The organism is Micromonospora sp. NPDC049662 (genome assembly GCF_040675055.1).
Taxonomy (GTDB): Bacteria; Actinomycetota; Actinomycetes; order Mycobacteriales; family Micromonosporaceae; genus Micromonospora.
In genome coordinates this window covers 1-21,067 of sequence record NZ_JBFAOC010000053.1, presented here as the reverse complement: position 1 = coordinate 21,067, position 21,067 = coordinate 1, and the positions used below count along the sequence as shown (strand labels likewise).

18 protein-coding genes are annotated in these 21,067 nt (G+C 73.0%); 5 read left to right on the top strand and 13 right to left on the bottom strand.

Features of this window, described 5'->3' with window-relative positions; all coding sequences use genetic code 11:
• The 8 genes from AB0J36_RS27715 to AB0J36_RS27680 form a co-directional block, all read right to left on the bottom strand.
• Positions 1–2,653: AAA family ATPase (locus AB0J36_RS27715; protein WP_363661313.1), on the bottom strand; the 2,653-nt coding region annotated here is incomplete at its 3' end.
• Between the two features lie 51 nt (positions 2,654–2,704).
• On the bottom strand, positions 2,705–3,316 hold the full coding sequence (locus tag AB0J36_RS27710; RefSeq protein ID WP_357134659.1) for a TetR/AcrR family transcriptional regulator: 612 nt from the start codon (positions 3,314–3,316) through the stop codon (positions 2,705–2,707).
• A 250-nt stretch (positions 3,317–3,566) separates the two neighbouring features.
• Positions 3,567–4,853 (bottom strand): ABC transporter substrate-binding protein, encoded by a 1,287-nt coding sequence (locus AB0J36_RS27705; protein WP_357134660.1) that lies wholly within the window; start codon positions 4,851–4,853, stop codon positions 3,567–3,569.
• 84 nt (positions 4,854–4,937) lie between these two features.
• Positions 4,938–6,050: a branched-chain amino acid ABC transporter permease gene (locus tag AB0J36_RS27700; protein WP_363661312.1), complete on the bottom strand. Its 1,113-nt coding sequence runs from the start codon at positions 6,048–6,050 to the stop codon at positions 4,938–4,940.
• Positions 6,047–6,925 carry a branched-chain amino acid ABC transporter permease gene (locus AB0J36_RS27695; protein WP_357392894.1) on the bottom strand — a complete coding sequence of 293 codons (879 nt, stop codon included), beginning with the start codon at positions 6,923–6,925 and terminating at the stop codon, positions 6,047–6,049. The genes AB0J36_RS27700 and AB0J36_RS27695 overlap by 4 nt, the downstream gene beginning before the upstream one ends.
• Positions 6,926–6,956: 31 nt before the next feature.
• The gene (locus AB0J36_RS27690; RefSeq protein WP_357134663.1) at positions 6,957–7,679 is read right to left on the bottom strand and encodes an ABC transporter ATP-binding protein; all 723 of its coding nucleotides are present in this window, start codon (positions 7,677–7,679) and stop codon (positions 6,957–6,959) included.
• A complete protein-coding gene (locus tag AB0J36_RS27685; protein ID WP_357134665.1) occupies positions 7,676–8,461 on the bottom strand; it encodes an ATP-binding cassette domain-containing protein in 786 nt (261 codons plus the stop codon). Before AB0J36_RS27685 ends, AB0J36_RS27690 begins: the two co-directional genes overlap by 4 nt.
• 134 nt (positions 8,462–8,595) lie before the next feature.
• On the bottom strand, positions 8,596–9,495 hold the full coding sequence (locus AB0J36_RS27680) for an alpha/beta hydrolase (RefSeq protein WP_357134667.1): 900 nt from the start codon (positions 9,493–9,495) through the stop codon (positions 8,596–8,598).
• Positions 9,496–9,666: 171 nt separating this feature from the next.
• Between AB0J36_RS27680 and AB0J36_RS27675 the strand changes: the two genes are divergently transcribed.
• Complete coding sequence (locus tag AB0J36_RS27675) at positions 9,667–11,928, top strand: catalase (RefSeq protein WP_357134669.1); 2,262 nt, start codon at positions 9,667–9,669, stop codon at positions 11,926–11,928.
• 158 nt (positions 11,929–12,086) lie between these two features.
• Here AB0J36_RS27675 and AB0J36_RS27670 read toward each other — a convergent pair whose 3' ends face one another.
• A complete protein-coding gene (locus tag AB0J36_RS27670) occupies positions 12,087–13,058 on the bottom strand; it encodes an LLM class F420-dependent oxidoreductase (RefSeq protein WP_363661311.1) in 972 nt (323 codons plus the stop codon).
• A 59-nt stretch (positions 13,059–13,117) separates the two neighbouring features.
• Between AB0J36_RS27670 and AB0J36_RS27665 the strand changes: the two genes are divergently transcribed.
• The 3 genes from AB0J36_RS27665 to AB0J36_RS27655 are packed head-to-tail and all read left to right on the top strand — an operon-like array spanning position 13,118 to position 16,403.
• Positions 13,118–14,251 (top strand): acyltransferase family protein, encoded by a 1,134-nt coding sequence (locus AB0J36_RS27665; protein WP_357134673.1) that lies wholly within the window; start codon positions 13,118–13,120, stop codon positions 14,249–14,251.
• Positions 14,248–15,390, top strand: a complete 1,143-nt coding sequence (alr, locus tag AB0J36_RS27660) for an alanine racemase (RefSeq protein ID WP_363661310.1) — start codon at positions 14,248–14,250, stop codon at positions 15,388–15,390. Before AB0J36_RS27665 ends, alr begins: the two co-directional genes overlap by 4 nt.
• Positions 15,384–16,403 carry a D-alanine--D-alanine ligase family protein gene (locus AB0J36_RS27655; RefSeq protein WP_357134675.1) on the top strand — a complete coding sequence of 340 codons (1,020 nt, stop codon included), beginning with the start codon at positions 15,384–15,386 and terminating at the stop codon, positions 16,401–16,403. The genes alr and AB0J36_RS27655 overlap by 7 nt, the downstream gene beginning before the upstream one ends.
• A gap of 15 nt (positions 16,404–16,418) precedes the next feature.
• Here the strand turns inward: AB0J36_RS27655 and AB0J36_RS27650 are convergent, their stop codons facing one another.
• The 4 genes from AB0J36_RS27650 to AB0J36_RS27635 are packed head-to-tail and all read right to left on the bottom strand — an operon-like array spanning position 16,419 to position 20,092.
• Positions 16,419–16,910, bottom strand: coding sequence for a hypothetical protein (locus tag AB0J36_RS27650; RefSeq protein ID WP_363661309.1), 492 nt, complete (start codon positions 16,908–16,910; stop codon positions 16,419–16,421).
• Positions 16,907–18,400, bottom strand: a complete 1,494-nt coding sequence (locus AB0J36_RS27645; protein ID WP_363661308.1) for a HAMP domain-containing sensor histidine kinase — start codon at positions 18,398–18,400, stop codon at positions 16,907–16,909. Before AB0J36_RS27645 ends, AB0J36_RS27650 begins: the two co-directional genes overlap by 4 nt.
• Positions 18,397–19,092 carry a response regulator transcription factor gene (locus AB0J36_RS27640; RefSeq protein WP_357134681.1) on the bottom strand — a complete coding sequence of 232 codons (696 nt, stop codon included), beginning with the start codon at positions 19,090–19,092 and terminating at the stop codon, positions 18,397–18,399. The genes AB0J36_RS27645 and AB0J36_RS27640 overlap by 4 nt, the downstream gene beginning before the upstream one ends.
• A 16-nt stretch (positions 19,093–19,108) precedes the next feature.
• A complete protein-coding gene (locus AB0J36_RS27635; protein ID WP_363661307.1) occupies positions 19,109–20,092 on the bottom strand; it encodes a phosphatase PAP2 family protein in 984 nt (327 codons plus the stop codon).
• A 276-nt stretch (positions 20,093–20,368) separates the two neighbouring features.
• On the opposite strand from AB0J36_RS27635, the gene AB0J36_RS27630 reads away from it, so the two are divergent.
• Positions 20,369–20,872, top strand: coding sequence for a winged helix-turn-helix domain-containing protein (locus tag AB0J36_RS27630; RefSeq protein ID WP_357169406.1), 504 nt, complete (start codon positions 20,369–20,371; stop codon positions 20,870–20,872).
• Positions 20,873–21,067: the final 195 nt, after the last annotated feature.

Genomic DNA, 21,067 nt, shown 5'->3' with positions numbered 1-21,067 from the left:
GCTCCGCTCGGTGCTGCCGCCCCCCCCCCCGCGCGGGCGCCGCGCCGGCCTTGCGCTCCCGCCGCCCCGCCGCGCGGGGCCCGCCCCCCCCCGCCCCCCCCCCCGACTCCCCGGCGGCGCGCAGCTCGGCCGTGGCCAGCTCGGCCCAGCGACCGACCCCGAGCAGGGTGAACGCCTCCCGGGCGCGGTGCAGGTGCTCCCGGGCGTCCCGTGGTCGCCGGCTGCGCCGCAGGTCCTGACCGAAGAGCAGCTCGGTCCGGGCCCGTTCGAACACGCCGGCCTCCGTCGGGTGCAACCGCAGCGCCGTCCGGAACTCGCGCTCGGACTCGACGCCGCCCCGGGTCGCCAACAGCGCGTGGCACCGGGCCGACAGCGCCCGGCGCAGCGGGCTCGCGGTGCTGCTCGCCCACCTGTCGAAGGCGGCGAGGGCGGCGGTCGCCGCCGGCCGGTGCGGCAGGTGCGCGGCGGCCTCCACCAGGTACGGGGTGGCCATCACCTGGACGAGCACCTGGCCCCGACCGGTACCGAGCCGGGCCAGGGACGCGAGGCGGGTCGCCGCCTCGGCGTGCCGACCGTCGACGAGGTCCAGCACGGCCAGCGCCCAGCCGGCGAGCGCGTGCGGTCGGCTGCCCGGTGTCGACGTCGTACCAATCTCCCGGATCCGCCGCAGGCTGCTCTCGCGGTCGGCGCGTACGGCGGCCAGCACGGCGAGCATCCCCAGGTGGACGTCGGCGCAGTTGAACTGCCCGGTGGCCCGCGCCACCCGCAGCCCTTCGCGGGAGGTCTCGGCCGCCGTCTCGTGCCGGCCCAGCCAGTACTCGGCGACCGCCCGCAGCTCCAACGCGCGGGACAGCATGGACAGCTCGCCGTGCTCGCGCGCCAACCCGACGGCGCGTTCGGCGAGGCGGTGCGCGGCGCCGTCCACGGCCACCACCAGTCCGGCCGCCGCCGCGCAGGCGAGCGCGGTCGGGGTCAGCTCCGGCCCGGCGAGGCGGCCACCCAGCACGACGGCCCGCCGCAGCGCGGGCCCGGCTCGCTCGTGATCGCCGCGTAGCGTGGCCGCCACCCCGGTGACGAGGCATCCGGTCAACTCCACGGCCGGCGGGTCGTCACGCTGACGGAGCGCGTCGGCACGCCGGCCGACCTCCGCGTACCGGTACTGGTCGCCGGCGAAGCAGACGGCCTCACCGGCGCGCGCGAGCCCCTGCATGGCTCGGGCGCGGTCGACGGCGGCCACCGTCCGCGCGGCGGACAGCAGGGTGGCCGCCGCGCCGGGCGCGTCGTCGCAGCGCAGGTCGATCTCGCCGCGCAACAGCCCGGCCTCGCCCTCGACGAGCGGGTCCGCGCAGGTCGCGCGGAGACGGTCGAGCAGCAGGCGGGCCTGGCCGGGTTGTCCGCCGGCCCAGGCGTAGCGGGCGGCCGCGAGCAAGCGGGCGGCGGCGTCGTCGGGGCGGTCGCTGAGCGCGGCGGCCCGGCACAGCGCCGCCGACGCAACGGCCCAGCCGTTGCGCCCACCGGCCGCCGCCCGCTCCAACTCGGCGGCGAGGGCCGGATCGGCGCCCGCGGTCGCGTCGGCGAGGTGCATCGCCCGGCGTAACCGCTGGCCGAGCGGATCGAGTACGCCCGCGAGCAGCCGGTGTGCGGCCCGCCGCTGCGCGAGCGGAGCGGCGGCCGCCACCATCGTGCGGGCCAGGGGCTGGGCGAAGGTGACGCCTGCCGAATCGACGCGGACCAGCCCGGCGGCCTCGGCCGGGGCGAGCGCCTCGATGACCATGCCGGCGGCGTCGGCCGCGCGGACCAGGGTCGCCGCGTCGTCCGACTCGTCGAGCACGGCGAGCAGCAGCATCCGGCGCGTGTCCGGCGGCAGCCGGTCGAGACGGGCCCGGTAGGAGCGCCCCAGCGCGCCGTCGGCCGGCGGCGCGGCCGGAAGCGGTTCCTCCCCGCGCCACTGCGCCGGGGTGAGCACGTCGGCGAGGTCCACGAGCGCCTGCGGGTTGCCGCCGCCGACCTCGGCGAGCGTGGCGGCGACCGGAGCGGCGGGCCGCTCGGACAGTCGGTCGGTGAGAACGGCGATGCAGTCGCGCTCGTTCAGCGGGGCCAGTCGGTGGGTCACGAGTCCGTCGACGGTGGCGGTGGCGTCCGCGGTGAGCAGGACGACGACCGGCAGCCGCCGCAGCCGGCGGGCAACGACCGCGAGCACCTGCGTGGTCTGCGGGTCGCCCCGGTCCACGTCGTCCATGGTGGCGAGCAGCGGACGCTCCCGGGCGGTCGCGGCGAGCAGCCCGAGGACGGCCACCGACAGGGCCAGCCGGCGCTCGGGTGGGCAGCCCTCCCCGTCCATGACCCGGTACAGCAGGCGGCGGCGCTCCTCGGGCAGGGCGGTCGCGCGGTCGCGCACCGGGTCGAGCAGGCGTTGCAGGCCGGCGTACGGCAGCATCGCCTCCTCTGGCAGCCCGGTCGCGGCCAGGACCGCGCAGTCCTTCGCGTACCGGTGCGCGTAGGAGATCAGCGCGGTCCGACCCGACCCCGGCTCGCCGTGCAGCAGCAGAGCGCCGCCACCGTCGGTGACGTCATCCAGCAGGCTCCGGACGGCCGCGCACTGGTCGTCCCGGCCGCGCAGCACAGTTATTTGCACTCGTGATGCAGCAACCATGCGTCTCAGTGTCACTCATCCGGAAGCGGATGGAAAGAGGACAGGCCGGGATCAGTCGGCCGCGACCTCGGCCAACAGCGCGCCCACCGTCCGGGTCATCACCGCGCGGGCCGCGTCCACCCCCAGACCGAGGCCGTAGCGCAACATCGACCAGGCCGGCCACATGCTCGCCGCCACCACCGCGTTGAGCAGTTGGCCGCGCTCGCGCCCGGCGCGCGCCAACTCGGCGGCGAAGAGCTGCTCGACCTCGTCGCGGACCCGGTCGACGTGCTTGACGCGGTTGCGGCGCAACTGCTCGGAGACCGGCTCGCGCATCTGCGCGGCCCGTGCCGACGGCGCGATGAGCTGGAGCAGTCGCGCCCGTTGCCGGCAGTACGCGTCGACCCGCTTGGCCAGCGGCAATGTCGTCGAGATCGGCCGGTAGGCGGCGTCCTGCTGCCGCAGCACCTCCGCGCCACTGGCCTCGAAGAGCGTCTCCATGTCCTTGAAGTTGGTCCAGAGCGTCCGCAGCGAGATGCCGGCCCGTTCGGCGATCCGCTCGCCGGTGGGCCGCAGGTCGCCCTCGGTGATGAGCGCCAGGTGCGCCTCGACGATGGCCGCCCGGGTGCGTTCGGCACGGGCCGTCCGTCCGTCGACCCGCGCCGGCGTCTCGACCCTGTTCATCCGCCCCCGCCCTCTCACCGCCACGGTGTCGTCCGGCTCTGCGACGAGTCTAGACAGGCGATGATCGGGACACTGCGCGTACGCGTGGGCGGCGTCATCCGGGCCGGCCGGATTGCATTCACGGTGCAAATAGTATGAGAGCTGTTCGGTATCGGTCAACGCCCGCCAGCGGTGACCGCCGCGCACCCCCGCGCAGGGTCGTACGGCCCGGACGTGGTCACCCCCGGGCCGTACGACCAGATGCCGCGGGTCAGGAGGCGGTCGGCACCCCGTTCGCGGGCGGCGCGACCGGCGCGGCCGTGTACTCCTTGACCGGCCCGTCGCGCTCGTCGGTCTCGTAGGTGGGCCCGAAGTAGCTCTGGACTCCCCCGCTCACCCGGCTCAACCGCTGCCCGCCGTAGCCGGAGTGGTCGTCGGCGGCGAAGCGCAACGGCGCGAGACCGGGCCCCTGGAAGCCACCCTTCTCGACCGCGTCGACGACCTTCTCACGGGTGACGTCCTTGCCGGCGGCGAGCAGCACCTGCACGAACAGGTAGCCGACGGACATGCCGTAGACGGTGTTGCCGTCGAACGGCGCGTCCCCGTTGTGCGACTTGTTGATCTTCGTGAAGAGCTGGATCCACGGGTTCGCGGTGTCGTTCTGCATCGGCAGGTAGTTGGTGCCGACCATGCCCTCCAACAGCGGCGCGGCCGCGCCGAGCTGCTTGGCCAGGGTCGGCTGGTCGGCGCCGACGTTGGACACCAGCCACTGTGGCTTGAAGCCCAACCGCGCGGCGGTGCCGATGGACAGCGCGGTGAAGCCGGGCACGGTCGCCAGCACGACGACCTGACAGCCGGCCGCCTTGAACGCGCCGATCTGCGGGGCGACGTTGGTGTTGCTGGTGACGTACGTCTGCTTGACCGCCACCGCCTGAGCGCCGAGGACCTTCTCCACGCCGGCCAGGCTGTCGCGGCCGAAGTCGTCGTCCTGACCGAGGAAGCAGACCTTCTGGCCGGCCAGGTTCGACTTCGCGTAGTTGGCGAGGATCTTGCCCTCGACGGTGTAGTCCGGGTTGAAGCCGAACGTGCCGGGATAGGTGTCGGGCTGGTCCCAGCTCCGGCTGCCGGAGGCGACGAAGAGGTCCGGCACCCGGTTGCTCTTGAGGAAGTCGAGCACGCCGCTGTGGGTCGGCGTGCCGAGGCCGTTGAGGATGGCGAAGACCTTGTCCTGCAACACGAGCTGGCGTACCACCTGCTGGGTGTTCGCGGGGTTGTAGCCGTCGTCCATGACCTTGTAGGTGATCTTCCGGCCGTGCACGCCGCCGTTGGCGTTGACGTAGTCGAAGTACGCCTTCGTCGCCGGCGCGATCTTGGAGTAGCCGGCCGAGGCCGGCCCGGTGAGCGGCATGTGGGTGCCGACGACGATCTCGGTGTCGGTGACCCCCGGCACCGACCTCCCGCCGGAGGCGGGACCGTCGTCGCCGCCACAGCCAGCGGCGGCGATGAGCAGAACGATGGAGCTGGCGATCGCGAGACCGCGTCGCGCCGTAGGGTGCATGGGAGACACCGACCTTTCTCGGTCCGGTTGGGTGGGAGCGGTGTGGTGGGTGGAGCGCCCGGCGGAGGCCGGGCCGGGGACAGCTCAGGAACGTCGCGCCGGCCAGCGGGCCAGCAGCGCCCGACCGAGGCGGGCCAGCAGACCCTGCACGCCGCCGGGCGCGGCGATCATCACGACGATCAACGTGATGCCGAAGATCGCCAGCGGAAGGTTGCCCTCCAGTCGCTGCGCCACCGCTGGCGAGAGGGTGAGCAGCTCGGTCACGGAATGGGTGAGATCGGGCAGGGCGACCAGCAGCACGGCCCCCCAGAGCGCGCCGGCGAGGCGACCGAGACCGCCGATGACCACGGCCATCAGCAGGAACAGCGACAGCGTCAGCGAGAACGCCCCAGGTGACACGCTCTGCGCCAGCACCGCGAGCAGGCCACCGCCGAGCCCCGCGGTCGCGGCGCTGACCACGAACGCGAGAACCTGGGTACGGGCCACGTGGATGCCCGCCAGTCGGGCCGCCACCTCGTCGTCGCGAACGGCCCGGAAGGTCCGCCCGTACCGGCTGCGGACCAGGTTCGCCAGCAGCAGCAGCGCCAGCAGCGTGGCGGCGCCGCAGACCCAGAGCTGCCACCGCTCGTACGGGAAGTACGGGCCGAGCGCCAGCGGCGGCGGCTCCACCGGCACCGACAGCCCCTGCTCACCGCCCAGGACGCCGTCGAAGGTGACGGCCAACGCCGGCACGACGACGGCCACGGCGAGCGTCACCCCGGCCAGGTAGGGGCCGCGCAGCCGGGCCGCCGCCACACCGACCACCGCGCCGACCACGACCGTGCCCAGCACCGCCGCGAGCAGCGACAGCGCCAACAACCAGCCGCCGGTCCACCCCCGGTCCAGGAACGCGTTCTGGCACAGCGCCACCGTGTACGCCCCGGTCGCCATCAACGCCCCGTGCCCCAACGACAGCTGCCCGTTGAGCCCGGTGAGGACGGTCAACCCGGCGGTGGCGCAGAGGTACGCCGCGATCGTGGCGAGCTGGAAGTTGCGGAACGGCTCGACGGCGTAGCTGACCGCCACCAGCAGCGCCCCCACGGCGAGCGCCACGGCCAGGTGCCGCAGCAGGGTGGAGCCCCGTCGCGGCTCGGGCGGACGGTCACCGGCGTCGGCCGGCCGGCGCTTCGGCGGCAGGACCGCCCGGGTCGCGCTCACACCCGCCTCGCCGCGACCGGGGCGAACAGCCCGCCGGGCCGCACCAGCAGCACCGCCAGCAGCAGGACGAGCACCGCCAGCGGGGTGAGGTCGCTGCCGGCGTACCCGCTCACGTAGGAGAGCAGCAGCCCCACCGCGAGGCCGCCGACGACCGCCCCCGGTGGACTGTCCAGCCCACCCACCACCGCCGCGGTGAACGCCGAGACGAACACCAGGTCCATGGCGTGCGGGTGCAGGCCCAGCTCGGTGGGGATGACCAGCATCGCGGCGAGCGCGCCCACGCCCGAGGCCAACGCCCAGCCGAGCGTCAACATGCCGCCGACGTTCACCCCGAGCAGTCGGGAGACCTCCGGCGCGAACGCCGCCGCGCGCATCCGCAACCCGATCGAGGTACGGGCGAACATCCAGCCCAGCCCGCTGACCACCACGGCGATCGTGGCGAAGACGAACAGGTCGTACGGCGACAGCACGGCGATCCCGCCGACGGTGAGGGCGGACCGGCTGAACGGGACCTCGGCGGGGCGGAACTCGTTGCCGTACACCATGCCCAGCACCGCCTGGATCAGCAGCACCAGACCGAGCGCGACGATGACCGGGTTGAGCGGTGACGCGTGGTCCACGTGCCGCATCACGACCCGGTCCACCAGCGCGCCGAGCAGCAGGCCGGCGACGATCGCGACGACGAAGCCGAGCCAGTAGACGCCCGTCGCGGCGGACACCGAGTACGCGACGTACGCGGCGGCGACGGCCATCGCGCCCTGGGCGAAGTTCACGACCCGCGCGGCCCGCCAGATGAGCACCAGCGCGAGCGCGAACGCGGCGTACACCGCGCCCCGGGACAGACCGTCGACGGTGAGGAAGACGAAGCGGTCCAACTGTTCTCCCTCCAGGGACATCCGGTGTTGGTCAGAAACCGAGGTACGCGTGGCGCAGGTCGACGTCGTCGCGCAGCGTCGCCGCCGGGGCGGCGATCACCACCTGGCCGAGGGACATCACGACGCCCTGGTCGGCGACGGCGAGCGCGCTGCGCACGTTCTGCTCGACCAGCAGCACGGTCAGGCCGGTCCGGTCGCGCAACTGGCGCAGCAGGGCCATGATCCGGGCGACCACCCGGGGCGCCAGGCCCAGCGACGGCTCGTCCAGCAGCAGCAGGCGCGGCCGCCCGACCAGCGCCCGGCCGAGCGCGAGCATCTGCCGTTCGCCTCCGGAGAGCTGGTGGCCGAGGTGACGACGACGCCGCGCGAGGGGCTCGAACAGCTCGTAGACCTCGTCGAGGGCGCGGCCGGCGTCCGCCCGGTCGCGTCGCCACAGCCCACCGAGCCGCAGGTTCTCATCGACCGTCAGCTCGCCGATCACGCCCCGACCCTCCGGGACGTGCGCCATCCCGCGCCGTACGAGCTGTTCCACCGGCGTACCCCGCAGGTCCTCCCCGGCGAGGACGACCTGGCCGGCGGCCGGCCGGATCATCCCAGAGAGCGCCCGCAGCAGCGTCGTCTTGCCGGCGCCGTTGGCGCCGACGACGGCGGCGATGGTGCCGGCCGGCACGGTGAGGTCGACGGCCCGCAGCACCGGCGCGGCCCCGTAACCGGCCACCAGCCCCCGGACCACGAGCAGATCCGGCGCGCTCATGGTGTGGGCTCCTCGACGAGGGCCCCGAGGTAGGCGTCGGTGACCGCCGTGTCGTCGCGGATCTCGTCCGGCGGCCCGGTGGCGATCACCCGGCCGAAGTCGAGGACCACGATCTCGTCGCAGACGTTCATCACCAGGTCCATGTGGTGCTCGACGAGCAGCACCGCGCACGGGTCGACGTCCCGCCGGGGCAGCCGCCGGATCAGGTCCGCCAGCTCGGCGATGTCGTCCGCGCCGAGGCCGCCGGCGGGTTCGTCGAGCAGCAGCAGCCGCGGTCGCGCGGCGAGCGCGCGGGCCAGGGCGACCCGCTGGCGTACGGCGAAAGGAAGCGTGCCCGGCGCGGCCTCGGCGTGCTCGGCGATGCCCAGCTCGTCGAGGACGTCCAGGGCGTGTCGGCGCAGCCGGCGCTCGTCGCGGTCGCTGCGGGGCAACCCGAACAGCGCCGCCGCGAAACCCGCACGGGCGGTGTGGGATGCGCCGGCCATCACGTTCTCCACCACACTGAGCCCCGCGAAGAGCCCGGTCCCCTGGAGGGTTCGGGCGATGCCGAGGCGGGTCAGCCGGTGGGGTTGGGGGCGCAGCGGTCGACCGTCGAGGGTGAGCGAACCCGTCTGCGGTGTGACGAAGCCGCAGACCACGTTGAACAGGGTGGTCTTGCCGGCGCCGTTGGGCCCGATCACGCCGACCACCCGGGAGGGTGGCACCCGGAGCGAGACGTGGTCGAGGGCGGTGAGGCCGCCGAAACGGACGCCGATGTCGTGCAGTTCGAGGCCGCGCTCCATGCACCCATCCCTTTGCCGTGGCGGGTGTTATTTACACTCGCAGTGTACGTTTCTCGGTGATCGCGTCAAGACCCCTCGATACGCCCGAACGGCCGGGACGGCCGCCGTGGGGCGACCGTCCCGGAGGCGCGCGCTCAGGCGCTCGGGCAGGTGTTGCGGTACTCCTCGATCTGCGACCCGGTGGGGCCAGGGCAGAGGAACTGCTCGTAGCGGGTGTCGTCGTCGACGAACCGCTTGAGCCAGGCCACCATCTGCCGCGCCGTCGGGGTGTTGACCGTCTGCGGGAAGAAGTGGCTGGCCCCGTTCAACTCCAGGTAGGCCTTCTCGGCCGAGGACGGAATGCTGTTGTAGAACGGGACCGAGTGCGTGGCGACCGGCGCGACGGTGTCGCTCTCGCCACCGATGATCAGCGTCGGCACGCGCAGCTCGGACCAGCTCTTGTCCGTGTTCCAGGGCGCGAGGGGCACCGCGGCCTGCAACGACGGTCGGGACGAGGCCGCCTCCAGGCTGCCTCCGCCGCCCATCGAGTGGCCGGCCACCGCGAGCCGGCTGCTGTCGATCCGGCTCCGCACCGAGCTGCGCTGGGTGAGGTAGTCCAGCGCGGCGAGCAACTGCCGGCCCCGGCTGTCCGGCTGGTCGAGCCGGGTGTTGGTCTCGATGCCGATCACCACGAAGCCGTGCGAGGCGATCCGTGGGCCGAGCCAGCTGATGCTGGACCAGGCGGCGGTGTAGCCGGGTGAGATGGCGACGGCGCCGAAGGTGCCCTCGCTGGTGCTGGTCGGGTAGTAGATGACCCCGCCGCCGAAGCCGGTGACGCTCAGCGCGGACACGCTCTGCGACGCGGTGGCGAAGGGGCCACGGCTGGCCTCCAGGATCGCGGTGGTCGGGTCGGGACCCCGGTCGTAGGGGCCGGCCGCCTGTGCGGCACCCGTCGGTCCGACGAGGACACCGGCGACGAGCAGGGTGGCGGCCAGCGCGAGCCGGGCGGCTCGGGCGGGCAGGGAACGGGGACGGGTGGTGGTTGGTGACGACACGTCGGGCACTCCCTAGAGTCGAGGAATATCGACGTTCGTCAGTGTCATTTGCCCGGGTCGGGCGGCGCATCGGTGAAATCACCAGTCCCGGATTTATCGTGCGTTTCGCCCCTCAAGGCAGGGGTAGGGGTGCAGGGGCCAGCCCAAACGCTCCAGCGAGAGGTTCGCCCAGTGGATTCCAGCAAGCCCGCCGAGGCGGTCAAGAACGTCGTTAAGACCGCCTCCGATAAGATCGCCGACGCCCTCACCCCGGACGTGCCGGGCGCACCTGGCAGCGCGCCGCCCACCGTCGAGGAGCCGACCTCGCCGCACGATCCGCTGCCGCCCAAGACCGAACAGGGCGCGCCGCAGACGCGTACGCCCACCGGCGTCGAGACCGGCGCGCCGACGACCGCGAACGGCCAGCAGGGGGCGTACCTCACCACGGCGAACGGGGCCCGGCTGCGCGACACCGACCACTCGCTCAAGGCCGGCCCCCGGGGACCGGTCCTGCTCCAGGACCACCACCTACGCGAGAAGATCACGCACTTCGACCACGAGCGCATCCCGGAGCGCGTGGTGCACGCGCGGGGCGCGGGCGCGCACGGGGTGTTCACCGCGTACGGCACCGCCGAGGCGGTCACGAGGGCCGGCTTCCTGAAGAAGGGTCGGGAGACGGAGGTCTTCGTCCGGTTCTCCACCGTCCTCGGATCGCGCGGCTCGGCCGACACCGTCCGGGACACCCGGGGCTTCGCCACCAAGTTCTACACCGACGAGGGCACCTTCGACCTGGTCGGCAACAACATGCCGGTCTTCTTCATCCAGGACGCCATCAAGTTTCCCGACATCATCCACGCGGCGAAGCCGCACCCGGACCGGGAGATCCCCCAGGCGCAGAGCGCGCACGACACGTTCTGGGACTTCGTGTCGCTGCACACCGAGGCGCAGCACCACACCATCTGGAACATGTCCGACCGGGGCATCCCGCGCTCGTACCGGACCATGGAGGGCTTCGGCGTACACACCTTCCGCCTGGTCAACGAGGCCGGGGAGACGGTGCTGGTCAAGTTCCACTGGAAGCCGAAGCTCGGCGTGCACTCCCTGACCTGGGAGGAGGCGCAGATGCTCGGCGGCATCGACCCCGACTTCCACCGTCGGGACCTCTACGACGCGATCGAGGCGGGCGCGTTCCCCGAGTGGGAACTCGGCATCCAGGTCTTCCCCGACACTCCCGAGGAGACCTTCGCCGGCATCGACCTGCTCGACGCCACCAAGATCGTCCCGGAGGAGTTGGCGCAGGTGCAGCCGGTCGGCCGGCTGGTCCTCAACCGGACGCCGACGAACTTCTTCGCCGAGACCGAGCAGGTCGCCTTCCACCTCGGCCACCTGCCGCCGGGCATCGACGTCACGAACGATCCGCTGCTGCAGGGGCGACTCTTCTCGTACGTCGACACGCAGCTCACCCGCCTCGGCGGGCCGAACTTCACGCAGATCCCGATCAACCGTCCGCACGCGGCGGTCAACGACATGCTGCGTGACGGCTTCCACCAGCACGCCGTGCACGCCGGGGTGGCGCCGTACCGGCCGAACTCCCTCGACGGCGGCAACCCCTTCGAAGCCGGGGACGCCGAGCACGCCTTCGTCGACGTGCCGGTGACGGTGGCGCAGGCGCCCAAGGTCCGCGCGAGCCCCGCGTCGTTCGACGACCACTACAGCCAGGTACGACTGTTCTGGCTGAGCATGTCGCCGGTCGAGCGGGAGCACATCATCCGGGCGTACACCTTCGAGCTGGGCAAGTGCTACCACCAGGCGATCAAGGAACGCCAGCTGCGGTGCCTCGCCAACATCGACCCGGTGCTGTGCGAGCAGGTGGCCACCGGCCTGGGGCTGCCCGCGCCGCAGCCCACGGTGACGCCCGTCGACGTCACGCCGAGCCCGGCCCTGTCGCAGGTCGGCGGGGAGTGGCCGGCCGACGGTCGCACTGTCGGGATCGTCGTCGACCCCGACGGTGACCTGAACGACGTCGACGAGGTCCGCCGGGCCGTCTTCGACGCCGGCATGGTGCCGCTGCTGATCGCCCCACACGGTGGCCTGGTGGGCGACCTGACGGTCCAGCGGACCTTCGCCACCGGCCGGTCAGTCGAGTTCGACGCGCTCCTGCTGGCCGGGGCCCCGGTGCCCGCGCCCGACGCGCTGCCCGCCCGCGACGCCAAGGCCGGTCGGCCGGACGCGGCGACCGTCGACCCGCGCGTGCTGCTCCTCGTCGAGGAGTGCTGGCGGCACGCCAAGGCGATCGGCGCGTGGGGCGCCGGTGTCAGCGTGCTGGAGCAGGCCGGGGTGGCCGGCACCCCCGGCATCGTGGCCGCCGGCTCCGGCGTCGAGGCGCTGACCGGGGTGCGGCGGCTGATGGCCGCGCACCGGGTCTGGGACAGGTTCCCCGCCTCGGTCGGTTGATCCGACGTCGACGAGGGCCGTCCCTCCGCTTCGGCGGGCGGGCGGCCCTCGTCGTCGTGGACGGGGCTTGATCGACGCGACATCGCCCATCTGGCGGTAACCGGGCCGGCAGATGCCCCTACTTCGCTGAACTGGTGTCGATCACGACCGCGCCCGACTCAGCCGATGTCGGCCAGCCGCGGCAGCACCTCGTCGCCGAGCCGCCGGGCGAACTCCACGGGGTGCCGGTCCGGCGTGACCTGCACCTCGGTGACGCCGAGCGCGGCGTAATCGGACACCTCGGCGAGGAACGCGTCGAGATCCTCCAGCGGCGGCTTGCTGGCCAGCACGGTTTTCTCGATGCTGTCGTAGTCGCGGCCCTCGGCGGCGCAGTGCCCGCGCAGCACGTCCAGCTTGTGCGCGATCCCCTCGGCGCCCGTGCCGAACAGGTTGCAGGCGTCGGCGTACCTGGCGACCAGCAGCAGTGTCTTCTTCTCGCCGCTGCCGCCGATCATGATGGGCGGATGCGGACGGCGCAGCGGCCGCGGCGAGTTGATCGTCTCCGTGAGCTGGTAGTGCCGCCCGTCGAACGGCCCGTCGTCGTCACTCCACATCTGCTTGCAGATCCGCAGCGTCTCCTCCAGTCGCTCGAACCGCTCGGCGACCGGCACCACGGGCACGCCCAGTCCCCGCTGCTCCCGCTCGTACCAGGACGCCCCGATGCCGAGCCGGGCCCGGCCGCCGGAGAGCACGTCGAGGGTCGTCACGGTCTTGGCCAGCAGCCCCGGATAGCGGTACATCACACCGGTGACCAGTACACCCAGCGTCATCCGCCGGGTCTGCGCCGCGACGTAACCCAACGTGGTGTACGCCTCCAGCATCGGCTCCTCGGCCGGCGCCAGCGCCTCCATCTGGAAGAAGTGGTCCATGACCGTGAACGAGGCCACTCCGGCCTGTTCGGCGATGGTCGCCGCCTCGCTGAGGGTCGGCGCGATGGCCGCCGGATCGGCGGGAGTCGAAAAGTTCCAGTAGTGCAGACCGAGCTTCATGTTCGGCACCTCCGCGATCGAGCCTAGTAGCGCTCCCCGGGTTCCCAACGCGTCGTCGGCACGATGGTGGTGGTCCCGCTCCGACGAACTGACGGAGTCCATTACCGGATCATGACAATCCGAGGATCAGGCGCGGATATCCCGCTGGCACCTTCTGCTGGGTGATCCAAGAGCTGTCTCTCACCGAGCCACGACCGGGCGGGTACGACCCCGACGCGCGCGTCCGGTTCCGTCACCGGCGGCAGGCCGACACCGGCGGACCGCAGCGGGTGCAGTGGGCCGACGCCGCGAAGGGCGTGTGCATCGTCCTCGTCGTCGGATGGCACGTCGTCGTCAAGGACTACCTGCAGATCGACTGGCACGTGGGGGTACCCGTGCCGGGCCTGTGGGGCACGCTGGGTGAGCAGTTGCTGCCGCTGCGCATGCCGCTCTTCTTCACCATCAGCGGCCTCTTCGCGGCCAACGCCGTGCAGCGGCCCTGGCGCGCCGTCGCCCGGGGCCGCATCGCGGGCTTCTTCTACCTGTACGCCCTCTGGCTGCTCATCCACACGGCGGTCCTGGCCGTGACGCCGGACTTCCCGACCGACCGGGCCACGTCCGCCCTCGGTCTGCTGGCACAGCTGACCGTCACACCCTCCAACCTCTGGTACCTGTACGCCCTGGCGCTCTACTTCACGCTCGCCAAGGCGACCCGCCGGCTGCCCCGGTCGCTGGTCGTCGTACCCGCCGCGGTGTTGTCCGCCGTGACCGCCGCCGGCCTGCTGGCCACGCCGGGCAACCGGGGCGGCCTCTATGCGAACCTGGTCTTCTTCCTGGCCGGCCTCTACCTGCGGCCGCACATCCAGCGGTGGGCCGCCACCGCCACCCGGCGTCGACTGGCGCTGACCGGCGGGGCGTACGCCCTCGCGCTCGCCGTGATGGCGGCGGCCGGCGCGCAACGGTGGTTCGGCGTCTGGCCGGCGGTCTCCGTCGTCGCGGTGGCCTTCGGCGTCACCGCCGCCGCCCGGCTGGTCCGGTGGCCCGCTCTCGGCGACCGACTGGCCGCGCTCGGACGCGTCACGTTACCCATCTACGTCATCCACATGCCGCTGCTGGCGCTGCTGCACCGCCTGCTGGCCGCCCCGGTCTCCGAGCTGGACGCGGGCGCCCAGGGCCTGATCGTGCTGGGCTACCCGATCCTGCTGACCGCGCTCGTCGCCGGGCTGAGCCTGGGCGTGCACCGCGCGCTGCTGGCGGCGCGCGGCCGGTGGCTGTTCGCGCTCCCCGGGACGCGTCGCGAGGCGGTCGCCGGATGAGCGCGTTGGCCGAGGCGGTGGTCGACCTCGGGGCGATCGCCGACAACGTACGGACGCTCGCCGCCGCCACCGGCACGGAGCTGATGGCGGTGGTGAAGGCCGACGGGTTCGGGCATGGCGCGGCGCCGGTCGCCCGGGCCGCGCTGCGCGCCGGCGCCACCTGGTTGGGCGTGACCTCGGCGGCCGAGGCCCTGGCCCTGCGCGCCGCGGGCATCACCGCGCCCACGTTGAGCTGGCTGCACCGCCCGGACGACGACTTCACCGGGTTGATCCTCGCGGGCGTCGACGTGGGCGTCTCGACGATCACCCACCTGCACGCGCTCGCCGACGCGGCCCTGCGGGTCGGCGTGCCCGCGACAGCGCAGCTCAAGGTCGACACGGGCCTCACCCGCAACGGCGCCGGCCGCGACGACTGGCCCGACCTGGTGGCCTGGGCCCGCAAGTACGAGGTCGAGGGCACGGTCCGGGTACGGGGTGTGTGGTCCCACCTCGCCGACGCGGACGTACCGGGCGCGCCCGCGCTGGACGGTCAGGTGCGGACGTTCGCCGAGGCGCTGCGCGTCGCCCGGACCGCCGGCCTGGACCCCGACCTGGTCCACCTGGCCAACTCGGCGGCGGCACTGTCCGCGCCCCGGACCCGCTTCGACCTCTGCCGGATCGGGCTGGCCCTCTACGGCGTCGACCCGTTCGGCGCGGTCGGTCCGGGGGCGTTCGGGCTGCACGCCGCCCTGACGCTGCGCACGACCGTGGTGAACGTGAAGCGGGTGCCGGCCGGCACCGGCGTCTCGTACGGGCCGGAGCACGTGACCGCCGCCCCGACGACGCTGGCACTGTTGCCGCTCGGCTACGCCGACGGGCTGCCCCGCGCGACCGAGGGCCGGGCCGAGGTCTGGCTCGGCGGCCGGCGCTGCCCGGTGGTCGGGCGAATCGCCATGGACCAGTGCGTGGTCGACGTGGGTGACCTGGCGGTGCGGATCGGCGACCCGGTCGTCGTGATCGGCAGGGGACGCGACGACGACGCGCCGGCCGTCACCGAGTGGGCGCGCTGGGCCGGCACCAACCCGCACGAGATCTTGACCGGAATCGGGGCGCGGGTGGGCCGCGTCCATCTCCACGAAAGGGCGGACGTCGCATGTTGACGCGACTGGCAGTGCTGTACGGCGGACGAAGCGGCGAACACGAGGTGTCGCGGCGCTCGGGGGCCGCCATCCTCGCCGGTCTGGACCGGGAGCGGTACCAGGTCACCGAGGTGCTCATCGACACCGACGGAGGCTGGCACGTGGACGGTCGTCCGATGGGCCTGCCGCAGGCGTTGCGGGTGCTGCGCGCCCAGGACGTGGTGTTCCCGGCCCTGCACGGCCCGTACGGCGAGGACGGCACGGTCGCGTCGCTGCTGGAATGGCTCGGCGTGCCGTACGTCGGCAACGGGGTGTTCGCCAGCGCGGCGGGCATGGACAAGGGCGTCACCAAGCGGCTGCTCGCCGCGGAGGGCCTGCGGGTCAGCCCGGGTGTGACCCTGCGGCACGGGGAGACCCTGTCGCCGGCCGACCAGCAGCGGCTGGGACTGCCGGTCTTCGTGAAGCCGGCGCGGGCGGGGTCCAGCCTGGGCGTGGTCCGGGTCACGGAGTGGTCGGCGCTGCCCGCCGCGCTCGCGCAGGCCCGGGAGGTCGACCCGAAGGTGCTCGTCGAACAGGGCGCGCACGGCCGGGAGATCGACGTCGCCGTCCTGCAGCACCCCGACGGACGGGTGCAGGCCGGTCCGCCACTGGAGATCCGGGTCAGCGGCGCGGGCTTCTTCGACTACGACGCGAAGTACGACGGCGGGGCGGTCTTCCAGATCCCGGCCCAGCTGGACCCGGCCACCACCGAGGTGCTCCAGGACCGGGCCGTCCGCGCCTTCGAGGCCCTCGACTGCCGGGGGCTGCTGCGGGTCGACTTCTTCCTCCCCCACGAGGGCGCCGAGCCCATCGTGAACGAGGTCAACACGTTCCCCGGCTTCACCGCCGAGTCGCAGTTCCCGCAGATCTGGCAGCGGGCGGGCATCGAGTTCCCCGCCCTGCTCGACATCCTGATCGCCGGCACGCTCACCGACCGGAGTCGGGTCCTCTCCCCGGGGCTGCTCCGACCGGAACGGGCGGTCGACCTGGTGTGAGCGGCGTCGCCCCGGTCACTCGATGGGGCAGGACCAGGGCGGCCGGGTGCCGTCCGAGCCGACGAGGGTGACCGGGGCGGAAGTGGGCTGCTGGCCGGCGAGCGCCACGGTGCAGATGATCTGATTGGCCGCGAGGGTGGACAGCGGCAGCACGGCGCCCTTGAACCGCACCGTGATGCCGGGCTCGTCGGTGCTCGGTGTCATGCTCACCGGCGCGGCGTCGGCCGGCACCTCGCTGGTGAGCCCCGCGCTCCGCTCGGCCTCGGTGGGACCGGACACGAGCAGCACGAGTGTCTCCAGCGGTGGCCCGGGCACGTTCTTCACCGGCCGGACGACAAGCGCCAGTTCGCCGTCCGAAATCAGGTAGAGGCCCCTACCGGTGAACGGGCCGCTCACCGCGGAGCGGCCCGTGATGACGTCGCTGGGCCGGACTCCACAGCCCGCCGTGAGCAGCGCGACCAGGAGCGCGACCCCGAGCAGCGCCCGGGCTCCGCGACGGCGGCTCACCGTACGCCTCCGGCGTCCGCGGCTGTCCGTACGCCTCTGGCGTGTACGGTCTCGGCGGCCACCCGGGGCAGACGGAGCGTGAACACCGCCCCGCCCGGCGGGTGGTTGCCCGCCACCAGGCTCCCCGACTGCCCGGCGTGCCGGTGCAGGCGCGCGTTCTCCCACGCGATGGCGAGTCCGAGGCCGCTGCCCTCGGAGCGGGTCCGGGCGGTGTCCGCCTTGTAGAAGCGGTCGAACACGTGCGGCAGCACCTCCGGGTCCAACCCCGGTCCCTGGTCGGTGACCTCGATCGTGAACCAGTCGGGTTCGGCGGCAAGACGGACGGACACCGGCTCCGTGCCGTGCCGGAAGGCGTTGCCGACCAGGTTGGCGACGATGACGTCGAGCCGCCGGGGGTCGAGTCGGGCGACGACACCGGACGGCAGGTCCGCCCGTACCCGGTCGGCCCACCCGCGCAGCCGCAGCGTCGCGGTGACCGCCGCGGCGACGTCGACGTCGTCGAGGGCGAGCCGGGCGGTGCCGGAGTCGAACCGGCTGACCTCGATGAGGTCGTTGACGAGCTGGGTGAGGCTCTGCGTCTCCTGACTGACCAGCCGCGCGGCGCGGCCGGCGTCTCCCGGCAGCCGGTCCGCCTCCTCGTCGAGCACGTCGGTGACCGCCGTCATGGCCGCCAGCGGCGTACGGAGTTCGTGGGACACGTCGGCCACGAAGCGCCGCGCGTCGGCCTCCATCCGCCGCAGCTCACCGACCTGACGCTCGATGGTCGCGGCGGTGTCGTTGAAGGTGCGCGTGACGTCGGCAAGCTCGTCGACGCCCCGGACGGTCAGCCGGGTGGACAGGTCTCCCTCACCGAGCCGGCGGGCCGCGCGACCCAGCTCGCGTACCGGCCGCAGCACCCCCTGGGCGGCCAGCAGGGCCAGCAGGACCGCGAGGATCAGCGAGAGCCCGCCGGTCACCCACGCGAGGGTGGCGAGCCGGTCGATGCTCTGCTGCTCGGAGGCGAGGCTGCGCACCGAGTAGACCTCCACTCCGGACGCCACGCTCGTGCCGTCGGACCGGTCGAGCCGGAGCTGTGTGCCGATGAGCAGCACCGGATGTCCGCCACGGTCGACGCGTTGCCAGGCGATCTGACCGCGCGCCACCTCCTGTCGCAGCTGCGGGGTGAGCTGGTCGACACCCTCGACGCTCGACGACCAGCGCTCCCGGTAGTGCACGACGGCGTAGCTGTCCCGGTCGGAGAGCCTCCCCGCCAACAGGTCCATCTCCTCCTGGCCGGGCGGCAGGCTCAGCACCGGGTACACCTTCGAGAGCTGGTCGGTCAGCGAGGCCACCGCCGCGTCCTGCGCCTGCTGGAGGATGACCGTCCGCGCCTGGAAGTAGCTGCCGCTGGCCACCACCGCCGTGGTGGTCACGCCCAGCAGGGCGAACGCCAGGAGCAGCCGGGTGCGCAGGCCCAACGCCATGGCGCGGGCCCGGTGCCAGGGGGTCACAGCGGCCCGAACCGATATCCGAAGCCGCGTACCGTCTGGATGTAGACCGGCGTCGAGGGCTCGTCCTCGATCTTGGCGCGGAGCCGCTGGACGCAGGCGTCCACCAACCGCGAGTCGCCGAGGTAGCCGTGCTCCCAGACGGCCTCCAGCAGTTGTTGGCGGCTGAGCACCTGGCCCGGCGTGTGCGAGAGTTCGAGCAGCAGACGCAGTTCGGTCGGGGCCAGGCCGACCGGCACGCCGTGCTTGGTGACCACCAGCGCGGCACGGTCGATGGTCAGGGCGCCGTGCCGGTGCAGCCCGGGCCGATCCGCGCCGGGCCGTCGTGAGTCGCCGCCGGTGCGTCGCAGCACCGCGCGGATGCGCGCCTCGAGCACCCGGGCCTGTACCGGCTTGACCACGTAGTCGTCGGCGCCCGCCTCCAGGCCCGCCACCACGTCCATGTCGTCGTTGCGCGCGGTGAGCATGATGATGGGCAGGTCACCGTCCTGGCGAATGCGACGGCACACCTCGAACCCGTCCATACCGGGCAGCATGATGTCGAGGACCACCACGTCGGAGGCGGTCGTCCGCAGTCGCTCCAGCCCCTGTTCACCGGTCGCCACGGCGACCACGGTGTGGCCCTGCCGGGTGAGCGCCAACTGCAGTCCGTCGCGGACCGTCTGGTGATCTTCGATCAGCAGGACCTGGGGCATGCCGTCAAGTATCCCATCACGCAGATTGTTCATATTTGTCGATGCCTCGCGCCGATCCGACGAACTCCACCGACCGGATCAGGAACGCCGCCACGCCCACCGCGAGCATCGTCGACGCGGTCGCCAGCAGGACGGCCAGGACCGGTCCCCAGCGCAGTTCGGCGGCCAGACCGGGAACCAGCACCCGAACCGCCCAGACCAGCACGACCAGCCCCAGCGCGCCCTCGACGAGAGCACGCCGGACCCGCCCGGAGGGCGGCCCGCCGGGCGGACGGAGCGCGTCGCTGCCGGACCGGGCCGCCAACGCGGCCGCCGCCAGGCAGAACAGCGCCATGCTCAGCAGGACGCCCCCGAGCACGTCGCTGAACCGGTGCCATCCCGCGATCATGGTGGCCGCGCCGATCACCGAGACACCGGCCGCGCCGGGCACCACCAGCCACCGTCGGGCCGCGCCCGGCGCCGCCAGCAGGAACGCCAGCGCCAGGGCCGTCGCCACCGCGACGTGACCACTGGGGAAGCTGTTGTGGGTGGTCGAATTCGGCACCGCAAGGTCCGGGCGGGGCAGCGCCGACTTCGCCACGCCGGCCGCCAGCACGGCGGTGAGCACCATGCCGACGCCCACGACGCCGGGCAGCAGCCGACGGCCGAGCAGGCCCACCACCAGCACGGCGCTGAGCAGGACGGCCAGCGGCGCCGGCTGACCGAAGTGCCGCAGGACGACCGTGGCCGGACCGAACAGGCCGCCAGGCTGCTCGTAACCCCCGCCCCGCTCGGCGCGCGGCAGCAGCAGCCCGTCGACCCACTGACCGGGCTGGGTCCACACGAAGACCACGCCGACCAGACACAGCGCGAGCAGGCAACAGACGCCCGCCGCGAGCAGCCGGAGAGCCGGTGGCGCGGCGGGCCGGCCGGCGGCCAGCGCGCGCGCCGGGCCAGGCGACGGCGCCGGTGGCGGCGGCACCGACGAGCGACCGATGGAGTACGACGATGCGTGGGACATGCGACCATGCTCGGCCCGCCAGATCCGGGGGCTGTCCGTGGATTGTCTTGGTTCTGTCACAACCGACGCTCGTACCGGAAAAACCCGGGCGATCCTCCCCCGCGAACGCCCTGCCGCCCGCGCCGCCCAGACGTGAGCCTTCATTCACATGCTTACATGCAACTATGTTTTACCTGGCCGAGACGAGCCGTCACTAAGATCAAGACGCCGATCGATGATTCTCGGCGGTGCGAAAACCATCCGGAGTGTTCGTGGGGAACCGGAAGGGGTTGGGCAATGCACGGCGTTTCGGTCGCTCCACTCGTCATCGGCATCGCGTCGTCACCGGCCGAGCGCCGACAGTTGGCACGGCTGCTCGGCGGCAGCGACGCCTTCCTGATCGTCTCCAGTGTCGAGCAGGCACGGGAGTTCCTCGGGGTGGGCGACCTGCCCCCCGTCGTACCTCCCCCGGCCCCGCCCGCACGGGCGGAGGTGGCGCGGCGCCCACAGCCGCCGCCCGACCTGAGCGTCGACTCCGACCGCCGCGTGCTGCGCTGGCGCGACCAGGAGATCGACCTGACCCGGCTGGAACACGACGTGCTGATCTGCCTCGTCGACGCTCCCGGGCAGGTCTGGACGTACGAGCGGCTGCACCTCGAGGTCTGGGGCAACCGGCACCTGGGCCGCGGGTCCGACATGCACTCGGTCGTGCGTCGGGTACGCCGCAAGCTCGCCCGGCTCGACGCCGCCGCGACCATCCACGCGGTCCGTGGGGTCGGCTTCCGGCTCGCACCTCTCTAGGCAGTGTCCTCAAAGGTTCACCACCATTGGGGTAGCGCGGCGATGGTGATGGTGGCCTGGAACGAGGTCGTGGTAGCTCTGCGGCGGATTGACGGCTCGCGGTCTCTCCGGCCGCCACCAGCGCGGTCGGGGACGGGGTGCTGAGCGGCGGCGGTAATGCTGATGAGCGTGATGCCGGTGAGTCATCTAGATGAC

Bases quoted from the DNA above. Each gene is read 5' to 3' on its own strand.
- AB0J36_RS27710 (WP_357134659.1), bottom strand. From the start codon at position 3,316: ATGAACAGGGTCGAGACGCCGGCGCGGGTCGACGGACGGACGGCCCGT.
- AB0J36_RS27705 (WP_357134660.1), bottom strand. From the start codon at position 4,853: ATGCACCCTACGGCGCGACGCGGTCTCGCGATCGCCAGCTCCATCGTT.
- AB0J36_RS27690 (WP_357134663.1), bottom strand. From the start codon at position 7,679: ATGAGCGCGCCGGATCTGCTCGTGGTCCGGGGGCTGGTGGCCGGTTAC.
- AB0J36_RS27685 (WP_357134665.1), bottom strand. From the start codon at position 8,461: ATGGAGCGCGGCCTCGAACTGCACGACATCGGCGTCCGTTTCGGCGGC.
- AB0J36_RS27670 (WP_363661311.1), bottom strand. From the start codon at position 13,058: ATGGACTCCGTCAGTTCGTCGGAGCGGGACCACCACCATCGTGCCGAC.
- alr (WP_363661310.1), top strand. From the start codon at position 14,248: ATGAGCGCGTTGGCCGAGGCGGTGGTCGACCTCGGGGCGATCGCCGAC.
- AB0J36_RS27655 (WP_357134675.1), top strand. From the start codon at position 15,384: ATGTTGACGCGACTGGCAGTGCTGTACGGCGGACGAAGCGGCGAACAC.
- AB0J36_RS27640 (WP_357134681.1), bottom strand. From the start codon at position 19,092: ATGCCCCAGGTCCTGCTGATCGAAGATCACCAGACGGTCCGCGACGGA.
- AB0J36_RS27635 (WP_363661307.1), bottom strand. From the start codon at position 20,092: ATGTCCCACGCATCGTCGTACTCCATCGGTCGCTCGTCGGTGCCGCCG.
- AB0J36_RS27630 (WP_357169406.1), top strand. From the start codon at position 20,369: ATGCACGGCGTTTCGGTCGCTCCACTCGTCATCGGCATCGCGTCGTCA.